13 protein-coding genes are annotated in these 17,169 nt (G+C 65.4%); 10 read left to right on the top strand and 3 right to left on the bottom strand.

Features of this window, described 5'->3' with window-relative positions; translation table 11 throughout:
* Nucleotides 1–194: 194 nt before the first annotated feature.
* Nucleotides 195–806: an amylo-alpha-1,6-glucosidase gene (locus THIMADRAFT_RS20730; protein ID WP_007195069.1), complete on the bottom strand. Its 612-nt coding sequence runs from the start codon at nt 804–806 to the stop codon at nt 195–197.
* 353 nt (nt 807–1,159) lie between these two features.
* Here THIMADRAFT_RS20730 and THIMADRAFT_RS20725 point away from each other — a divergent pair, with 353 nt between their 5' ends.
* The 5 genes from THIMADRAFT_RS20725 (at nt 1,160) to THIMADRAFT_RS20705 (ending at nt 5,168) form a co-directional block, all read left to right on the top strand.
* Complete coding sequence (locus THIMADRAFT_RS20725) at nt 1,160–1,525, top strand: metalloregulator ArsR/SmtB family transcription factor (RefSeq protein ID WP_007195068.1); 366 nt, start codon at nt 1,160–1,162, stop codon at nt 1,523–1,525.
* 138 nt (nt 1,526–1,663) lie between these two features.
* Nucleotides 1,664–2,212: an arsenate reductase ArsC gene (locus tag THIMADRAFT_RS20720; RefSeq protein ID WP_007195067.1), complete on the top strand. Its 549-nt coding sequence runs from the start codon at nt 1,664–1,666 to the stop codon at nt 2,210–2,212.
* Complete coding sequence (locus THIMADRAFT_RS20715; protein ID WP_007195066.1) at nt 2,209–3,210, top strand: ArsJ-associated glyceraldehyde-3-phosphate dehydrogenase; 1,002 nt, start codon at nt 2,209–2,211, stop codon at nt 3,208–3,210. Before THIMADRAFT_RS20720 ends, THIMADRAFT_RS20715 begins: the two co-directional genes overlap by 4 nt.
* Before the next feature lie 177 nt (nt 3,211–3,387).
* Complete coding sequence (arsJ, locus tag THIMADRAFT_RS20710; protein ID WP_007195065.1) at nt 3,388–4,623, top strand: organoarsenical effux MFS transporter ArsJ; 1,236 nt, start codon at nt 3,388–3,390, stop codon at nt 4,621–4,623.
* Complete coding sequence (locus THIMADRAFT_RS20705) at nt 4,623–5,168, top strand: hydrogenase maturation protease (protein WP_040733143.1); 546 nt, start codon at nt 4,623–4,625, stop codon at nt 5,166–5,168. Before arsJ ends, THIMADRAFT_RS20705 begins: the two co-directional genes overlap by 1 nt.
* Before the next feature lie 22 nt (nt 5,169–5,190).
* Here THIMADRAFT_RS20705 and THIMADRAFT_RS20700 read toward each other — a convergent pair whose 3' ends face one another.
* Complete coding sequence (locus THIMADRAFT_RS20700) at nt 5,191–7,437, bottom strand: patatin-like phospholipase family protein (RefSeq protein WP_007195063.1); 2,247 nt, start codon at nt 7,435–7,437, stop codon at nt 5,191–5,193.
* A gap of 308 nt (nt 7,438–7,745) precedes the next feature.
* Between THIMADRAFT_RS20700 and THIMADRAFT_RS20695 the strand changes: the two genes are divergently transcribed.
* From THIMADRAFT_RS20695 to THIMADRAFT_RS20680, 4 genes are all read left to right on the top strand, one after another.
* The gene (locus THIMADRAFT_RS20695; RefSeq protein ID WP_233490311.1) at nt 7,746–8,795 is read left to right on the top strand and encodes an efflux RND transporter periplasmic adaptor subunit; all 1,050 of its coding nucleotides are present in this window, start codon (nt 7,746–7,748) and stop codon (nt 8,793–8,795) included.
* Nucleotides 8,792–11,941: an efflux RND transporter permease subunit gene (locus THIMADRAFT_RS20690; RefSeq protein ID WP_007195061.1), complete on the top strand. Its 3,150-nt coding sequence runs from the start codon at nt 8,792–8,794 to the stop codon at nt 11,939–11,941. The genes THIMADRAFT_RS20695 and THIMADRAFT_RS20690 overlap by 4 nt, the downstream gene beginning before the upstream one ends.
* A 326-nt stretch (nt 11,942–12,267) precedes the next feature.
* A complete protein-coding gene (locus THIMADRAFT_RS20685) occupies nt 12,268–12,552 on the top strand; it encodes a hypothetical protein (protein ID WP_007195060.1) in 285 nt (94 codons plus the stop codon).
* Nucleotides 12,553–12,622: 70 nt separating this feature from the next.
* Nucleotides 12,623–16,075 carry a mechanosensitive ion channel domain-containing protein gene (locus tag THIMADRAFT_RS20680; protein WP_007195059.1) on the top strand — a complete coding sequence of 1,151 codons (3,453 nt, stop codon included), beginning with the start codon at nt 12,623–12,625 and terminating at the stop codon, nt 16,073–16,075.
* A gap of 168 nt (nt 16,076–16,243) precedes the next feature.
* Here the strand turns inward: THIMADRAFT_RS20680 and THIMADRAFT_RS20675 are convergent, their stop codons facing one another.
* Nucleotides 16,244–16,795, bottom strand: coding sequence for a hypothetical protein (locus tag THIMADRAFT_RS20675; RefSeq protein ID WP_007195058.1), 552 nt, complete (start codon nt 16,793–16,795; stop codon nt 16,244–16,246).
* 191 nt (nt 16,796–16,986) lie between these two features.
* Here THIMADRAFT_RS20675 and THIMADRAFT_RS20670 point away from each other — a divergent pair, with 191 nt between their 5' ends.
* The gene (locus tag THIMADRAFT_RS20670) at nt 16,987–17,163 is read left to right on the top strand and encodes a PLDc N-terminal domain-containing protein (RefSeq protein WP_007195057.1); all 177 of its coding nucleotides are present in this window, start codon (nt 16,987–16,989) and stop codon (nt 17,161–17,163) included.
* Nucleotides 17,164–17,169 lie beyond the last annotated feature (6 nt).

Genomic DNA, 17,169 nt, shown 5'->3' with positions numbered 1-17,169 from the left:
CGCCGCAGGCGGGACAACCCTCCCCTCGGGCGGCCTCGGCGAGGTCCTCGTCGATGTGCATCAACACGGCGAAAAACGTGGGGCTTTCAAGGACGGCGTGGCACACTGATGGAGTCTCTTTGTCTTCGCAAACAAGAGACTCTCCCGACGGGTGCTGTTGTTCAAGCACCCCGAGGGAGGCACACCGCTCTCCCTCATGAAAGATGACGATTTAAGGGGGAAGAAACATCAGGGAAGGTGGCCGTACTCACCTGCAGGTACAGCAACTGGTCGTAGAGCACATAGCCGTTGTGCAGATACTCATCGGCCCAGTCGCCGGTCAGCGGAATGTAAAGCAGACCCCGGGCGTTGAACTCCCAGGCACCGAGCAGGAATCGCACGCGCTCGATCACCGGCAGAAGCCGTTCCAGGAAGGCGTCGTCGCCGGTTGCCCGCCAGTATTCCCCGCAGCCGATGACAAACCACAGATCGGCATCGACGCGACCTGTGGTGCCGCCGTAACTGATGCGCTTTGTGCCGGGATCGACGTTGCTCGGAATCTCGCCGTGCGGACCCTGGTAGGTCGCCAGGGTCTGCAGGGTCCGACGCGCGGTTTCGCGCAATTCGCCGTCGTCTGTCTGTAAAGCGGCCAAGGCGATGATGACGCCGTCTCGCCCCCAGATGCGGTGGTAATTCTGACTGGCGCCGGGGGAGGCCACGAAGCCGTGGGCGGTGCTGCAGGCATGCAGTAGAGCCAGTGCGCGCTCCAGGCCCTCGGCGACCGCTTGTTCGGCGCTCGGAGTGTTGTCGAACGGCTGATCCGGCATCTGTCAATCCCCCCTAGACTGTCGCGGCAGGTCGGATGCCGATGTGTCCGGCAGATCGTCATCCCGGATCCGGCGGTCGATCGGTGAGCAGGCCGCAGGAATGTTCAATTCCATCCATCGGCCGAGCCCTCCGCGGCGGCGCTCGTTCTGCGGCTCCAGCGGCAGAATGTCCTGCGCAGACAACAACCGGCGTTTAGTTGAGCCATTCGACCAGTATTCAGCCATACGACCAGTATAGTGTTTCAGATTTTGGGTACCGTCACGAGGCTGTTGTCACGGCCCGCGCACGCTGGGCCGGCGTTGCGTCTCATCCGTCATCAAATCTTCATTTTGCCTAATATTCGTTTCGGGGTATGTTCTCGTCCGTGACAATTCAACCGACCGATTTTTTCGCCGCGCTGGCCCACGAGACGCGCTTGCGTTGCCTGGTCCTGCTCATGCGTCACCCCGAGCTCTGTGTCTGCGAGCTGACGCATGCGATCGGGGCGGTTCAACCGCATGTGTCCCGACATCTCGCGCAGCTGCGTGAGCTGGGTCTGGTCACGGATCGACGCGAGGGTTTGTGGATCTTCTATCGCGTGAGTCCGGCGCTTCCGGATTGGGTTGCGGCGGTGCTGCGCGAGACGTTCGACGCGGTGTGCGGCGAGCGGCCCTTCGTCGAGGACGATCGGGTGCTGGCCGAGATGCCGAACCGGCCGGGTATGCCCCGCTGCGCCTGACCGCGTGTCCCGCGCTTCGGGTCCATCGCGGGCGTGACACTGCTGTGTCGGCGCGCACGCCGAAGGGGTATCACCATCCGTCGAGATCAATCACCCGACGCTCGTGCGGGGAGATTTCTTGCTACCGAGGACTGACGCATGGTCGAGAGACCCTACAACGTCTTGTTTTTGTGCACCTGGAATTCGGCACGCAGTATTTTCGGCGAGTGCATCGTCAACCGCTTCGGGCGCGGCCAATTCAATGGCTACAGCGCCGGCAGTCACCCGAAGGGGGAGGTGCATCCACTGGCCCTCCAGGTGCTCAGGCGCAACAACTACCTGACCGAGGATCTTCGAAGCAAGGACTGGGCTGAGTTTGCCGAGCCGGGTGCCCCGGTGATGGATTTCGTCTTCACGGTCTGCGACCGCGCCGCGACCGAGGTGTGCCCGGTCTGGCCGGGGCAGCCGATGACAGCCCATTGGGGCGTCCCGGATCCGGCCGAGGTCGAGGGCAACGAGGTTGCGCGCATGATGGCGTTTCGCCAGGCGTTTGCCGCGCTTCAGAATCGGATCCAGATCTTCCTGAGTCTGCCGCTCGCGTCTTTGGATCGGCTCAAGCTGCAACGCGAGCTTGACGCGATCGGGCAGACGCCGCTCCCCGTGCTGGAGCAGGTCGAACAGTTTCAATCCGAATCGGAGGGGCGATGACCATACGTATCGGGATCAACGGCTTCGGCCGAATGGGGCGACTGGGTCTGCGCGCGGCCCGGGGTCGGGACGGGCTTGATTTTGTCCGGATCAACGAGATTGCAACGGATGCCGCCGGATCCGCGCATCTGCTGAAATTCGACTCGGTCCACGGGATTTGGGGACCCGAGTGCACGGGCGAGGGCGACGCGATCCGGATCGACGACCGGTCGATCGCCTACAGCCGCAACCCGGCGTTGGCCGACACCGATTGGTCGGACTGCGACATCGTCATCGAAGCGACCGGCAAGCACCACAAGAAGCCCGAGACGCTTCGGGGCTACTTCGATCAAGGGGTCAAGAAGGTCTTGGTCGCGGCACCCACCGACGGCGCGCTGAACATCGTCTACGGCGTCAATCATCACCTCTATAAGCCGGCCGAGCATCATCTGGTCACGGCGGCCTCCTGCACGACCAACTGTCTTGCGCCTGTGGTGAAGATCATGCACGAGCGGATCGGGATCCGCCACGGCACCATGACGACGATCCACGACATCACCAACACCCAGCGGATCGTCGATCTCGGACACAAGGATCTGCGCCGGGCGCGTGCCTGCGGCCAGTCGTTGATCCCGACCAGCACCGGCTCGGCGAAGGCGATCACCAAGATCTTTCCGGAGCTCACGGGCAAATTGAACGGATTGGCCGTTCGCGTGCCCTTGCTCAACGCCTCGCTGACCGACTTCGTCTTCGAGGCCGCGCGGGCGGTGACGGTCGAGGAGGTCAACGCGCACTTCAAGGCCGCGGCGGAGGGCGAGCTGTCGGGGATCCTGGGCTACGAGGAGCGTCCGCTGGTCTCGGTCGATTACAAGGACGACCCGCGTTCGTCGATCGTCGACGCGCTCTCCACCATGGTCATCGACGAGACGCAGGTGAAGGTGTTGGCCTGGTACGACAACGAATGGGGCTATGTGAATCGGATGATGGATATCGCTCAGATGTTGTGCGAGGGGCTTTAGCGCGCGCCGACAGAGCGGGCGGACAAGCGCCGTAGGGTGGACAAGCGCAGCGCAGTCCACCAGCGCCGGCGCGGGGTTCGGTGGACTTCGCTCTCGCTCGTCCACCCTACGCGTCCGGGCCGCCGGTTGGATGAACAGGTTCGGCTTATTTTGCCGTGAGCGAGCCCCGGGAGGGCCATGGACACCAATACGCGCAATTACCTGACCGTGACCGCCGGCTATTGGGCCTTCACCGTCACCGACGGGGCGATCCGGATGCTGGTGGTGCTTTATTTCCACCTGCTGGGTTACTCGCCGTTCGAGGTGGCGATGTTGTTCCTCTTCTACGAGGTCTTCGGCATCGTTACCAATCTGGTCGGCGGCTGGCTCGGTGCGCGCATCGGGCTGAACCTGACCATGCACATCGGCATGGGGTTGCAGGTGATCGCGCTCGTCATGCTGACGGTGCCCGATGCTTGGCTGACGGTCGCCTATGTGATGGTTGCCCAGGCGATGTCGGGGATCGCCAAAGACCTGAACAAGATGTCGGCCAAGGCGACGGTTAAGACCCTGGTCGGGGACGGCGGCGAGTCGCGGCTGTTCAAATATGTCGCCGTCCTCACCGGCTCGAAGAACGCGCTCAAGGGTGCCGGATTCTTCATCGGCGCGGCGCTGCTCGAGCTGATCGGATTTCGCGGTGCCTTGGCGGTGCTCGCCGGGATGCTCGCGGTCGTGCTGATCGTGACCGCGATCCTGCTGCCCTCGGGCGTCGGTCGCATGGCGTCCAAGCCCAAGTTCACGCAGGTCTTCTCCAATACGCCCGCGATCAACTGGCTCTCGGCGGCGCGTTTCTTTTTGTTCGGCGCGCGTGATGTCTGGTTCGTGGTCGGTTTGCCGGTGTTTCTCTATTCGGTGCTGGGCTGGAGCTTTACCGGGGTCGGCTCCTTCATGGCGGCGTGGGTGATCGGTTACGGGATGGTGCAGGCCGTGGCCCCGCGGCTGTTGCACCTCGGGCGGTCGCGTCAGGCGGCTCGGCGTCATCCGGGCGGTCGCACCGCGCGGCGTTGGGCCTTGTTGCTGGCGATCGTGCCCGCGGGGATGGCCTTCGCGCTTCACCAGGGCTGGCCGCCGGGCGAGGTGCTGATCGGCGGTCTGATGCTGTTCGGCGTGTTCTTCGCCATCAACTCGGCGGTGCATTCCTATCTGATCTTGGCCTACTCGGACTTCGAGAAGGTCTCGATGAGTGTCGGCTTCTATTACATGGCCAATGCCGGCGGGCGGCTCGCCGGGACGGTGCTCTCGGGTCTGGTCTATCAGACGCAGGGCATCGAAGGCTGTCTGTGGTGGTCGAGCGCCTTCGTGCTCGCCGCCTTCGTGCTCTCGCTGCGCTTGCCCGAGGTTTGCGAGACCAAGCCGGCGGCGGTTCCCGCCTGATGCCGTCCCCATCGGGAGCCGGCCGGGTGCTGATTCTCGCCTGCGGGAACCCTTCGCGCGGGGATGACGCGCTCGGTCCGCTCCTGATCGAGCGCCTGAACCTGGACCCCGATCTCGCGCGGTGCGGTATCGAAACCCTGACCGATTTTCAGCTTCAGATCGAGCACGTCCTCGATCTGCAGGGCCGCGAGCACGTTATCTTCGTGGATGCGGCCGCGAGCGGCCCGGAACCCTTCGCCTTCCTGCCGTTGCCCCCGAGTCCGGAGGTGTCGTTCAGCACGCATGCACTCGCTCCGGGCACCTTGCTCAGACTGTTTCGACAGGTCACCGGAGAAACGCCCCCGCCGGCCCGATTGCTCGCGATACGCGGCTATGGGTTCGCGCTCGGCGCACCCCTGAGCGAGCAGGCATCCGACAATCTTGACCGAGCGGAGCGCTTTCTGATCCGGCTGTTGCGTGCCGACGGGGTCGTCGGAGCCTCGGATGAAACCGCGCTCGGTGCGGTATCCGATGCGCTTGGATGGGAACGGCCCCGGCAGACTTGACGGCCGCCGGAGCCGGAGCGGTTTAGTCGTTTCCTCGCGTGCTCCAGGGTCGACCGAGCATCAGGTAAAGCGCCCCGAACCCGCCGTCGGCATAACCGTATCCGAGGTAGATGGGGCCGATGAAGGTGTCGGCGCCCAGGAATAGACTACTGCCGAAGCGCAGGTCGTCGAATCCGATATCCGAGCGTTGGTCCCAAACGTTGCCCGCCTCGAGCGACGCCCCGGCGTAGGTGCTGACCAGCCCGGATGTGAGGTTGCGCATGTAGACGGCACGCGCGAGCCCGAGGTTTCCGCCCGAGAGCTCGTCCTGGTTGAAGCCTGAAAGGTTCAGGAAACCGCCTAGCCGGTAGAAGGACTGAGCCGGCTCCTGCCCGCCGAAGCTGCCGGCCATCCTGATGCCGGTCAGGAGCGTGTTCTTCCCCCAGCTTTGGGCGTTCACGATACTGAAACCGGCCTGATCGTAGTCCTCGGATGCCCCGATCTCTGTCCTGGAGGTCAACGCGAAGGCTGTGCCCACCCACCCGCGACGCGGGAAGTTGGCACTGTCGAGGGTGTCGAGATAGAAGGTGAGGTCGAGTGCGCCTTCGTCGAATCCGTACCCCTGCATGCCGGGCTCGCCGTAGCGAAGGTCCGCATCGCCCGAGTAGCGCCGGTACTTCAGACCGAGCCGTCCCCAGTCGCCGAAATTGCGGCCGCCCTCGAGCGAGCCGCCGACGCGCGAGATCAGATATTTAGCCGTCGGGTTATCCGATGTCTCCGGTTCGAAAAGGGTCAGACTCTCGGTGAAGTAGCCGGCGGTCGCCTCGACGTACCAGCGCTCCAGAGGGTCGAGCGGCTGATAAAACTCGCTCGTCAGGCCGGGCTCCTCGCCGGCCTGCAGAAAGGTCCGCCACTCGGCGTTCAGCGCGTTGACGGGCGCCATCGTATAGGCCGCGCCGACGTTGAACTGCGAGTCGCCCCCGGAGGCCGAGGACAGCTCGATGCCGAACTGCAGCGAGCTGGTACCCCAGGACTTCTCGGTGGCGGTAATCACCAGCTCGGTCTCGTCGTCGGGTGTCTTCTCCACGCGGTATTGGACCGATTGGAAGTTGTCCTGATCGAAGACGCGGTCGATCTGCGCCTCCAGGGCATCCGGGTTCAGCGGCTCGCCGAGCGGCACATCCAGGCGTTCGGTGATCACCGCGTCGGCCAGTCGCGAGCGATTCTCCACGCGCACGCGATCGATGATCGGCATCGGCTCGCTCCTCAGGCGTTGCCGCTGCAGATAGGCGGCATAGCGGGCCTCGGGGACCTCGAGCACGGCCAGCGCGACCTCCTGCTCCTGCGCGCCGCGCTCGCCGATGGCGATCGCCTCGAGCATCTTGTTGAAGTCCGCCGCCGTGACGATGCGCCCCAACGGCGGCGTGATGAGCACGTCGCGTCCGCGCAGCTTGGCGATCTGCTCTTGCGTATTGCGCCAGGTGACCAGGCCCATGACCTGGTCGAGCATCTCGAGCACGTCGTTGATCTCTTCGCGATCGCGCCGGGGTCCGCCGACGTCCACGGCGATGATGATGTCCGCGCCCATCTCGCGCGCGACGCTGACCGGCAGGTTCATCGCCAAGCCGCCGTCGATCAGCAGCTTATCGCCGATCTCGACCGGGGCGAACGCGGCGGGCACCGCCATGCTGGCGCGGATCGAGGTCGCGAGATCGCCGCTGCCCAGGATCACCGCATCCCCGGTCACGGCGTCCGTGGCGACCGCGCGGAATGGAATCTTCAAGTCGTCGAAATCATGAATCGATCTCGCGGGAAGCGTGTAGCGGCGCAGCGCGAGGTCGAGTCGATGGCCTTGGATCAGGGCCGGGACGAGATTCACCTCGCGCTTCTCCTCGTTGACCCCGGGTCTGGCGCTAAACAGGAAATCGTTGTCGTCGAGCTTGCGTTGGATACGCCGATCCTGGCGCGGCGGCTCGTCCTGAAAGATCGCGGTCCAGTCGATCTCCTCGATGGTTGCCTCGATCTCGTCCGGGGACATGCCCATGGCGTAGAGCCCGCCCACGACGGCGCCCATCGAGGTGCCTGCGACATAGTCGACCGGGATCCCCATCCGCTCGATGACCCTCAGAACCCCGACGTGGGCCGCGCCGCGTGCCCCGCCGCCGGAGAGTGCCAAGCCGATTGTCGGTCGCCCCGCGGCCTGGGACGGGGGGGCGGGGATGAGAAGACCGAGCAGGGGGACCAGCAGCAGGGCCAGTCGAACCGGATGCTTGAGAGCAAGCACACTCACGATGTCGTTCCTCGTCGACGAAAAGCGATACGTTAGCATGCCCTCGACGCGCGGCGTCTGCCCGCAGCGGCTCTCCGATCGGCCGTCGGCGCGGCTTTTCGGATAGACTTCGGGCTTCGATCCCTTCTTCTCGAGGATGCCTGGCGATGTCCAACTGCGTGCGTTCCTCGGAGCCTGGCCCTGATGCTTCGGATGGTCCTCTCGGCGCCCGGCGCCTGTTGTGTCGACTCCGGCCTCTGGCCTGCTCCCTCCTCGTCGCTGCCTCGACCCTCTCGGGCTGCGTTGAATCCGATGCCCCCGCGCCGGAGATGCCGCCACCCTCGGTCGTCGTGATCCCGGCCGAGTCGCGTGTCGTGGACGAGGAGGCATCCTTCGTCGGGCGGGCGGTCGCGGTCAACCGTGTCGATCTGCGGGCGCGGGTCGAGGGTTTCCTCGACGAACGTCGCTTCACCGAGGGTCAGGAGGTCGAGGTCGGCGAGGTCCTCTTCGTGATCGAGCCCGGTCAGTACGCGGCCGCGGTCGAGCAGCGCCAAGCCGATCTGGAAAAGGCTCGGGCCGATCAACTGAACACCGCCGCCCAATTGGCGCGCGGTCTCGAGTTGGTGAAGGCCAAGAACATCTCGCAATCCTCCGTCGACGAACTGCAGGCGGCGGACTCGATCGCGAAGGCGGGCATCACGCTCGCGCAGGCGGCCCTCACCCAGGCCATGCTCGATCTGAGCTACACCACGATCACGGCGCCGGTGGCCGGCCGCATCGGGCTTGCGAGCTACACGGAGGGCAATCTGGTCGGTCCCGCCTCGGGTACCTTGGCGGCCATCGTGAGTCGCGATCCCATCTATGTGCAGTTCCCGGTGACGCAGCGTGATCTGCTCGGTGCGCGCCGGACCATCGAGGATAAGGGCGGCAATGCTCGCGATGTGAAGGTGCGCGTGCGTCTCCCGGACGGCACACTCTACGAGCACGCGGGGCGTCTGGATTTCGTCGACGTGACCACGGATCCGGGGACGGACTCGGTCACCCTGCGCGCCGAGCTGCCCAACCCGGACGGTATGCTCGTCGACCGCCAATATGTCGGGGTCCTGCTCGAAGCGGGTGCACCGGAATCGGCGATCCTGATCCCCCAATCGGCCCTTCAGGTCGATCAGCAAGGCGTCTACGTCTTGATCCTCGATGCCGAGGACAAGGCACAAACGCGTCGCATCGAGACGGGGCAGACCAAGGGAGCGGATATCGTCGTCAAGAAGGGCCTGGACGAAGGGGAGCTGGTCATTACGCAAGGGATCCAGCAGGTGCGGCCCGGTCAGGCCGTGCGCGCCGCGCCCGCGACGCCCGCTGCCGGAGCGCTCGAGCAATGATCTCCGATGTCTTCATCGACCGGCCGCGGCTCTCGATCGTCATCTCGGTCGTCATCATGCTGGCCGGGCTGATCGCCATCACCCGTATTCCGGTCGCTCAGTTTCCCGACATCGTCCCGCCGCAGGTCTCGGTCAGCGCGGCCTATCCGGGCGCGAGCGCCTCGGTCGTGGAGTCCACCGTTGCTCAGCCGATCGAGTCGCAGGTCAACGGCGTGGACAACATGCTCTACATGCAGTCCACGAGCGGCAACGACGGCAGCTACTCGCTCACCGTCACCTTCGCGCTCGGCTCGGACCCGGACATCAACACGGTCAACGTGCAGAACCGCGCCAATCTGGCGATGGCCCAGCTCCCGGAGGAGGTCAAGCGGCAGGGTCTGACGGTCCAGAAGCAATCCAACGCCATGTTGCAGGTGGTCGCGCTGAGCTCGCCGAAGGGATCCTACGACGGGCTGTTTCTGAGCAATTACGCGACCATCAATGTCGTGGACACCTTGGCACGTGTGCCCGGCGTGGGACAGGCGTCGTTGTTCGGGCCGCTCGACTACAGCATGCGGATCTGGCTCGAGGCGGATCGGCTCACCGCGCTCTCGCTCACCCCGGCGGACGTGATCGCGGCGATCCAGGGCCAGAACATCCAGGCCGCGGTGGGGCGGATCGGCGCGCAGCCGATGACGGCCGACCAACAGTTCCAGATTACGCTCCAGACCCGCGGGCGCTTGACCGATGCGGCCGAGTTCGAACGTATCGTGGTGCGGGCCAACCCGGACGGCTCGACCGTTCTCGTCTCGGATGTCGGACGCGTCGAGCTCGGTGCGCGCCAGTCGGACTCCTTCAGCCGATTGGACGGGCAGGACGCGGCCGCCATCGGGATCTATCTCGCGCCGGGTGCGAATGCGGTGTCCGTGGCCGACGGCGTCGAGGCGGCCATGAATCGCCTCGCCGAGCGGTTTCCCGACGATCTTGACTATACCTTGGTGTACGACACCACGGACTTCGTGAATGCGAGTCTGGAGAAGGTCGTCCATACCCTGCTCGAGGCCTTCGTCCTGGTCATCCTGGTCGTGTTCCTCTTTCTCGGGAGCTGGCGAGCCACCCTGATTCCGTTGATCGCGGTGCCCGTGGCCCTGATCGGCACCTTTGCCTTCCTGCTCGCGATCGGTTTTTCGGCCAACACCATCTCGCTGTTGGCCGTCGTGCTGGCGATCGGGATCGTGGTCGACGACGCCATCGTGGTGGTGGAGAACGTCGAGCGCATCATGGAGGAGGAGGGCCTGCCTCCGCGCGAGGCCGCCAAGAAGGCGATGGGCCAGATCACCGGCCCCATCATCGCCATCACCTTGGTGCTGCTGTCGGTCTTCCTGCCGGTGGCCTTTATTCCCGGGATCACCGGACAGCTCTTTCAGCAGTTCGCGGCCGTCGTCGCCTTCGCCATGCTGATCTCGGCCGTCAATGCCCTGACCCTCTCGCCGGCGCTGTGCGCGGTCCTGCTCAAGCCCGGCGGTCATCGACGCGGGCCGATGCGCTATGTGATGGGCGGGATCGATCGGGTCCGCGACGGCTATGCCGCGATCGTCGCGCGGCTGGTGCGCGTTGCGATGCTGGTGGTGGTGCTGATCCTCGGGGTCGGGCTCGCGACCGGTTGGTTGTTCAAGGTCACGCCGACCGGGTTCCTCCCGGAAGAGGATCAAGGGGCCTTTATGGCCCATGTGCAGTTGCCGCAAGGCGCCTCGGTGAGCCGGACCTTCGACGTGGTGAAGGAGCTCGAGACGCTCGTGAAGGCCGATCCCGCGGTCGCGCACGTGGTGACGATCACGGGTTTCAGCATCCTCGACGGCGCGGTGCTCTCCAACTCGGCGGCCATCATCGGGCGGTTGAAGCCGTTCGAGGAGCGCAAGACGGCGGATCTCAAGGTCGATGCCGTCATCGATCGGATCGCGGCCGCAACCATCGGCATTCCGAGCGCGCGGATCATGCCGTTCAATCTGCCGCCGATCGTCGGACTCGGAACCGGCGGTGGCTTTCAGTATCAGCTCGAAGACCTGCAGGGTCGCACCCCCGAGGCGCTCGCCGGGGTGATGCGCGGACTGATCCTCGCCGCCAATCAGGATCCCGCGCTCTCGCGCGTGTTCTCGACCTGGGCGACCGATAACCCGCAGGTGTTTCTCGACATCGATCGCGAAAAGGTCCAGACCCTGGGTGTGCGCATCAGCGACGTCTTCAACGCACTTCAAGCGACCCTCGGGGGCTACTACGTCAACGACTTCAATCGGTTCGGACGGGTCTGGCAGGTCCAGGTGGAGGGGCGCGAGGCCGACCGTCGCAGCGTCGAGGACATCTACCGGATCCATGTGCGCAACGACCGAGGCGACATGGTGCCGCTGCGCGCACTGCTGAGCCCGGAGCTGATCCTGGGACCGCAGCTGCTGCAACGCTACAACAACTATCGCAGCGTCACGATCCAGGGCGAGCCGGCGCCCGGCTTCAGCTCGGGCGACGCCCTGACGGCGATGGAGCGGATCTCCGCGGCGACCTTGCCGGCGGGCTACGGCTTCGAGTGGACGGGCACCGCCTTTCAGGAGCGCGAGGCCGGCGGGCAGACGCCGATCGTGCTGGCGCTGGCGGTCTTGTTCGCCTATCTCTTCCTGGTCGGGCTCTACGAGAGTTGGTCGATGCCGGCGGTCGTGCTCCTGAGCGTCACGGTCGGGGTGCTCGGCGCACTCTGCGCACTTTGGGTCGCGGGTCTCTCCAACGACCTCTATGCCCAGGTCGGCATCGTGGTGCTGATCGGGCTGGCGAGCAAGAACGCGATCCTGATTGTCGAGTTCGCGATCGAGCAGCGCGCCTCCGGGGCCTCGATACTGGACGCGGCCACCCGAGCGGCACGTCTGCGGATCCGTGCCGTTCTCATGACCAGCTTTGCCTTCATCCTCGGTCTCGTCCCCTTGGTCATCGCCAGCGGAGCAGGCGAGGCGAGTCAGCGCGGCGTCGGCACGGCCGTCTTCGGCGGCATGCTCGCCGCCTCGCTGATCGGGATCTTCCTGATCCCGATGCTCTACGTGATCTTCCAGCGGCTTCGGGAGAAGGTCCACGGGGGCGTGAAGGTTCGGGAGCCGGGTCCGGAGCACGAGGCCCCGGTTTCGTGACGTCCGATGGGGCTGGAAGACCTTACGCGGAGCTTCGTCCCTGTTCAAGATTCTCGAGGCAGTCCGGCTTCGGGTCGAGGAAGTCTTAATACCTTAAGCCGCGCCAACACAGGCATTGTTCATCATCCCGGCCGTAGGGTGGACGAGCGAGAGCGTAGGGTGGACGAGCGAGAGCGAAGTCCACCGAACCCCGCGCCGGCGCTGGTGGACTGCGCTGCGCTTGTCCACCCTACAGCTACGATCAGCGACGTGGCCGGGTTTATGAGCAAGTCCCCAACACATGACGCATACCGCGCCGGGCGCGGTTTAAACGCAACGGAGCCACAATGATCGAACCCGATACCCGTTCCAAGCATCGCCGGTTCTCCTCTCTGGCCATGGTCCTCGCGCTCCTGCTACTTGCCGGCTGCGGCGATCAAGTCATCGTCGAAGGCGTGAACGTCTCGGACGGGGCTCTCGTCGGAGACAGCGTGATCGACAACCCGGCGGACGCCGCTGGAGTCGCGGCCGGCGAGCCCTATGCGATCGGCGATCCCTACGAGGAGGCCGAGGAGGGCGAGAAGAACATGGGTCCCAATGCGCCGGGGTATATCCCCGAGACGATCGATTAGTCGTCGTGGCCCGATCAGCCCGCCCTTGCAGGGCGATCGGCAGGGTCGAGCCAGGTCCGAAGCGTCGATCATGAGAGATCCGGTTGTCGGCTTCACGCTTGCCTTGGGGCTCTGCCTGACGCTGTTGTCGTCGACACTCGGCGCGGAGAACGCGGGCCTCGCCTCGTTGAATCCGTCGCTGATGTCGACGGAGGGTCTGGAAGCCAAGATCGCCCGGTCCGAGGCGAGCACCGATCTGGATGCCGAAATCAAGACCAAGGTCGTCGCCCGCTACCGCGAAGCCCTGAACAACCTCAAGGAGGCGGATGTCAACAGGGACCGTGCCGCGGCCTTCGAGGAGGTCGCACAGGCAGCGCCGGAGGAGACGCGGCGCGTGCGCGAGCGGATCGCGGAGGCGGGTTCCGCCGATCCGGCACAGGGGCTTGGCGTCGGTCCGCAGACGCCGCGTGTCGAGATCGCGCTGCGGCTTCGCAAGGCCCAGGCCGACCTCGCCGCGGCAGAGGCGCGGCGCGCCGATTTCGAACGCCAGCGCACCTTCCACGAGAACCGTCCGACCATGATCCGCCAGCGTCTCACGGCGGCGCAGGAGCAGCAGGACGGGATCGCCGCAGCCCTGCGGGTGGAGTCCGGCGGCGGCGAGCACGCCTCTCTGGGCTCGGGCTCCGGCTCTTCGCTCATGCAGGCTCGGTGGTGGGCTCTGGAGACCCGCTATGTCGCCTTGAGCACCGAGATTCGTGCATTCGAGCAAGAGCTTATCAGTCAGCCGATGCGGTTGGAGCTGCTCGCGGCCAGGCGCGACGAGGAGGCCGCGAGCGTCGGGCGCCTTCGCGCGCAGGTCGAGGCGCTGAAGGCGCTGCTCAACGACAAGCACGAGAGCGAGGCGGCGTTCGCCAAGGCGGAGGCCGTGCGGATGCTGGAGTTGACCGAGGGGGCCGATCCGCTGCTGAGCCAGCTCGCGCGCGAGAACGCCGAGCTGACGGAGCAGCTCTCGACCATCGCCGCGCGACTCGACGGACATGACGAGGACGAGGCGCAGGCGCTGCGGTCGGCCGAGCGGGTCCAGGCCAATTTCGAGCGCGTGCGTGCGGCTCGGGAGGCCGGCGGGCTGACCGAAGGCATTGGTCCGCTCTTGCTCGAGCACCGTGCGGATCTGCCCGATTTCGAGGTCCATACCCGCAATCTGCGCGCGCTCGAGCAGCAGATCGCCGCTGTCAACGTCAGCCGGCTGCAGCACCTCGACGAGGCGACCCGCATCGCGGATCCGAGCCGCACCCTCGCCGAGCTTGCGGCCAAGCTCTCGGATGACTCGGAACCGCAGGATCTCGATACCCTGCGCACCTTGATCGTGGGGCGTCAGGTGTTGCTCGCCAAGCAGCTGGAGGCCGAGGGCGTGCAGCTCGAGGCGCTGCAGAGGCTCAAGGCCGCCGAAGGTCGGATGCTGGATGTCGCGCGTGCCTACGATTACTTTCTCGAAGAGCACCTGTTTTGGCTCGGTACGGGGGCCAAGACCCGTCCGGCTGATTTGGCGAATCTTCAACCCGAGCTCGGGCGCTTGCTGTCGCCCCCGGTCTGGTCCGAGCTTGGCCGCAGCCTCGCAGGGCGGCTTGCGACCTCGCCCCTGTCTTGGCTCGCGGCCTTGATGTCGGGCCTGCTGCTTTGGAAGCGCCGGGCCTTGATCGCGGCGATCGAGCGCGCTTCGGTCCGAGCGGAGCAGCCCGGTCTCGGGGACACGCGGCTCACACTGCGTGCGCTGATGCTCACCCTGTTGCTTGCGGCGCCGCTGCCCCTGCTCTTCGGCGCGGCCGGCTGGGCCCTTCAGAACGCCGCGCAGGGTACGGAGGTGTCCGAGACGGCCGGGGTTCAGCTGGTCCGCATCGCGGTCGTGCTTTATGTCCTGCTGCTGTTGCGCGGGATCTGTCTGCCGCGCGGTCTGGCGATCGGGCATTTCAGGTGGCCGCAGGCCGGTGCGCAACGGCTGAGGTCGGAGATCGGCTGGCTGATTTGGGTCCTGGTTCCGGCGATGCTGATCCTCGGCAAGGCGATCAGCATCAACCCGGATGCCGCGGTCGGACTCGTCGCGCGGCTCACCGCACTGGTCTCCGTCGCTGCGATCGCCCTGTTCTTTTTCCGATTGTTTCACCCCGAGCGGGGTCTGATGACGGCGTCGCGGCAACGTCCGGGCGCCGGTCTATTGTCCCGCACCTACCCGATCTGGTACCCGGTCTTGGTGGCCGTGCCTTTGGTGATCATGGTTCTGGTTTTGGAGGGTTATGTCTATTCGGCGCTCGTGCTCTGGGATGCCTATCTACTCACCTTGGGATTGAGCGTCGTTTTGGTGTTGCTGCATGCGCTGGCCTCGAGCTGGCTGATGCACGCGCGGGCCCGCTTGGCCCGCCGGGTTGCGCGCGAGCGCCGTCAGGTCGCCGTCGCGGAGCGTGATGCCTCGGCAGGCGTGGAGCTCCTCGCCGTGCCGTCGGACTATGTCCATGTGGATCTCGCGGCGGCGGGCGCAGCCGGTCGGGAGCTGCTGGGGATGGCGCTCGTCGCCCTCGCCCTGATCGGTCTCTACGCCATCTGGTCGCCGGTCTTTCCTGCATTGGGCATCCTCGACGAGGTGACCCTCTGGCACACCACCGGGATCCTGAACGGGGAGGAGACGGCGCTTCCTGTCACCCTGGCCGATCTCGGGCTCGCCCTGCTGTATCTGGTCGCGATCGGCGTGCTCGCAAAGCGATTGCCGGCGATGCTCGAGATCGTCCTGAGCGAGCGTCTGCACATGACCTCGAGCAGCCGCTACACGGTGACGACCCTGACGACCTACCTCATCGTCGCCTTGGGCATCGTGCTGGCGCTCGACACCGTCGGCGCTCAATGGTCGCAGCTCCAGTGGCTGGTGGCCGCGATGGGGCTGGGTATCGGGTTCGGTCTGCAGGAGATCGTCGCGAACTTCGTCAGCGGTCTGATCATCCTGTTCGAGCGCCCGGTGCGGGTCGGCGACGTCATCACCGTGGACGGGACCGATGGCGTGGTTACCAAGATCCGCATCCGTGCCACGACGATCCGCGGTTACGATCGCAAGGAGCTGCTGGTCCCGAACAAGGAGCTGATCACCGGCCGGCTGCTCAACTGGTCCCTGTCCGACCCGGTGACACGGATCATGATCCTCGTCGGGGTGGCCTACGACACCGATGTGGACCTGGCCCATGCCCTGATGCGGGAGGCGGCACAGGAGAATCCGCGCGTGCTCGCCAACCCCAAGCCTGCGATGAACCTCGAAGGGTTCGGCGACAACGCCCTGACCCTATCGCTGCGCGCCTATATCGAGGATATCGAGCATCGGGTCGCCATCACCTCGGAGCTCAACATGGCGATCAACCGCAAATTCAGAGACGCGGGCATCGTCATCGCCTACCCGCAGCGCGATCTACACCTGGATACGCGCGGACCCTTGCGGGTCAGGCTCGAAGAGGACGGTCCAACGCAGCCCCGCGACGCGGACGGCGAGGGGCCCGTCGGGCGTTGATCGGGCGGCGTCGCGGTGCAAAAGGGGAGCGGGTAGATATGCCGAGGCGGTCGAGCCGTGCTAAACCGCGCCCAGCGCGGTATGTCATGTTTTTGGATGGGATCGGCCCCGGAAGACTTGACGATCATTGGAGGTGGTGCGGTTTAAGATATTAAAAAATATAAAAGTTTAATGCGCCTCCAATTTGCCCAGCTCGCCGAGGATCTCCAACACCAGTTGGCGGGTCTGGGTATCCATCCCGCGACAGAGCTGGTCCGGGTTGCGCTCCCCGTTGATCAGCGGGCGGACAACACCGGCCAGTCGGGCCATACTGCCCCCGACCTTGCTCATCTGATCGGCCATGTTGCCGATCAGCACCAGCGCCTGGGGATCCGTGCGCGCGGCGTGGATCATGTGCGCGAGGCCCGGTGCGGCGAGGGTCGGATCCTGCGCCTGGCTTGGATCCGGCAGACTGGAGGGGTCTTGGAGTCCGCGCAGGACGGATTCCGCGATGACTCCGTCTTCTTCGTCGAGGCCGTTCAGGAGCGCAGGCGAGCGCTCCCCCTTCGCGATGCGTCGCAGCACGGCGACAAGCGCGCTCCAACCCTGTTGCTCGGCCCCCGCAAGCAGGGCCTCGAGCTCGGCTCGGCCCTCCGGGCGTTGGGTCAGCGCGACCACCTGACGGATGAAGGCCGCATGGACGAGGCGGATCTGCTCGCGCCGTTCCGGGAGGCTGGACACTGTAGGATCTCCTTTGTCGAATTGTCGGGAAGCGCAACCGGTCGTCCCGGTCATGTCACCTGCGCGAGGTCGGACCCGGTCGCAACCGACGCGAGCGACGGGGACTGAGCTATCATCGCTGCGGACTCTTCGCGAAGGGTCCGCTCCTGCCGTTCGCACCCAGACAACGCACCCTCATGGAGAGCTCATCGATGCAGATCGAAGTCACAGGCATTCTCGGCTTGATCCACCTGATCCTGACGATCTACGCGATCGTCAGGATCGTCGGCAGCTCGGCCGGCACGGGCTCGAAGGTGTTGTGGATCGCTCTCGTCCTCTTGCTGCCGGTCGTGGGTTTGATTCTTTGGTTTCTTTTCGGACCGAGCTGAGCTTAA

Source organism: Thiocapsa marina 5811, from assembly GCF_000223985.1.
Lineage (GTDB): Bacteria > Pseudomonadota > Gammaproteobacteria > Chromatiales > Chromatiaceae > Thiocapsa > Thiocapsa marina.
This window is presented reverse-complemented; position numbering and strand designations above follow the sequence as displayed.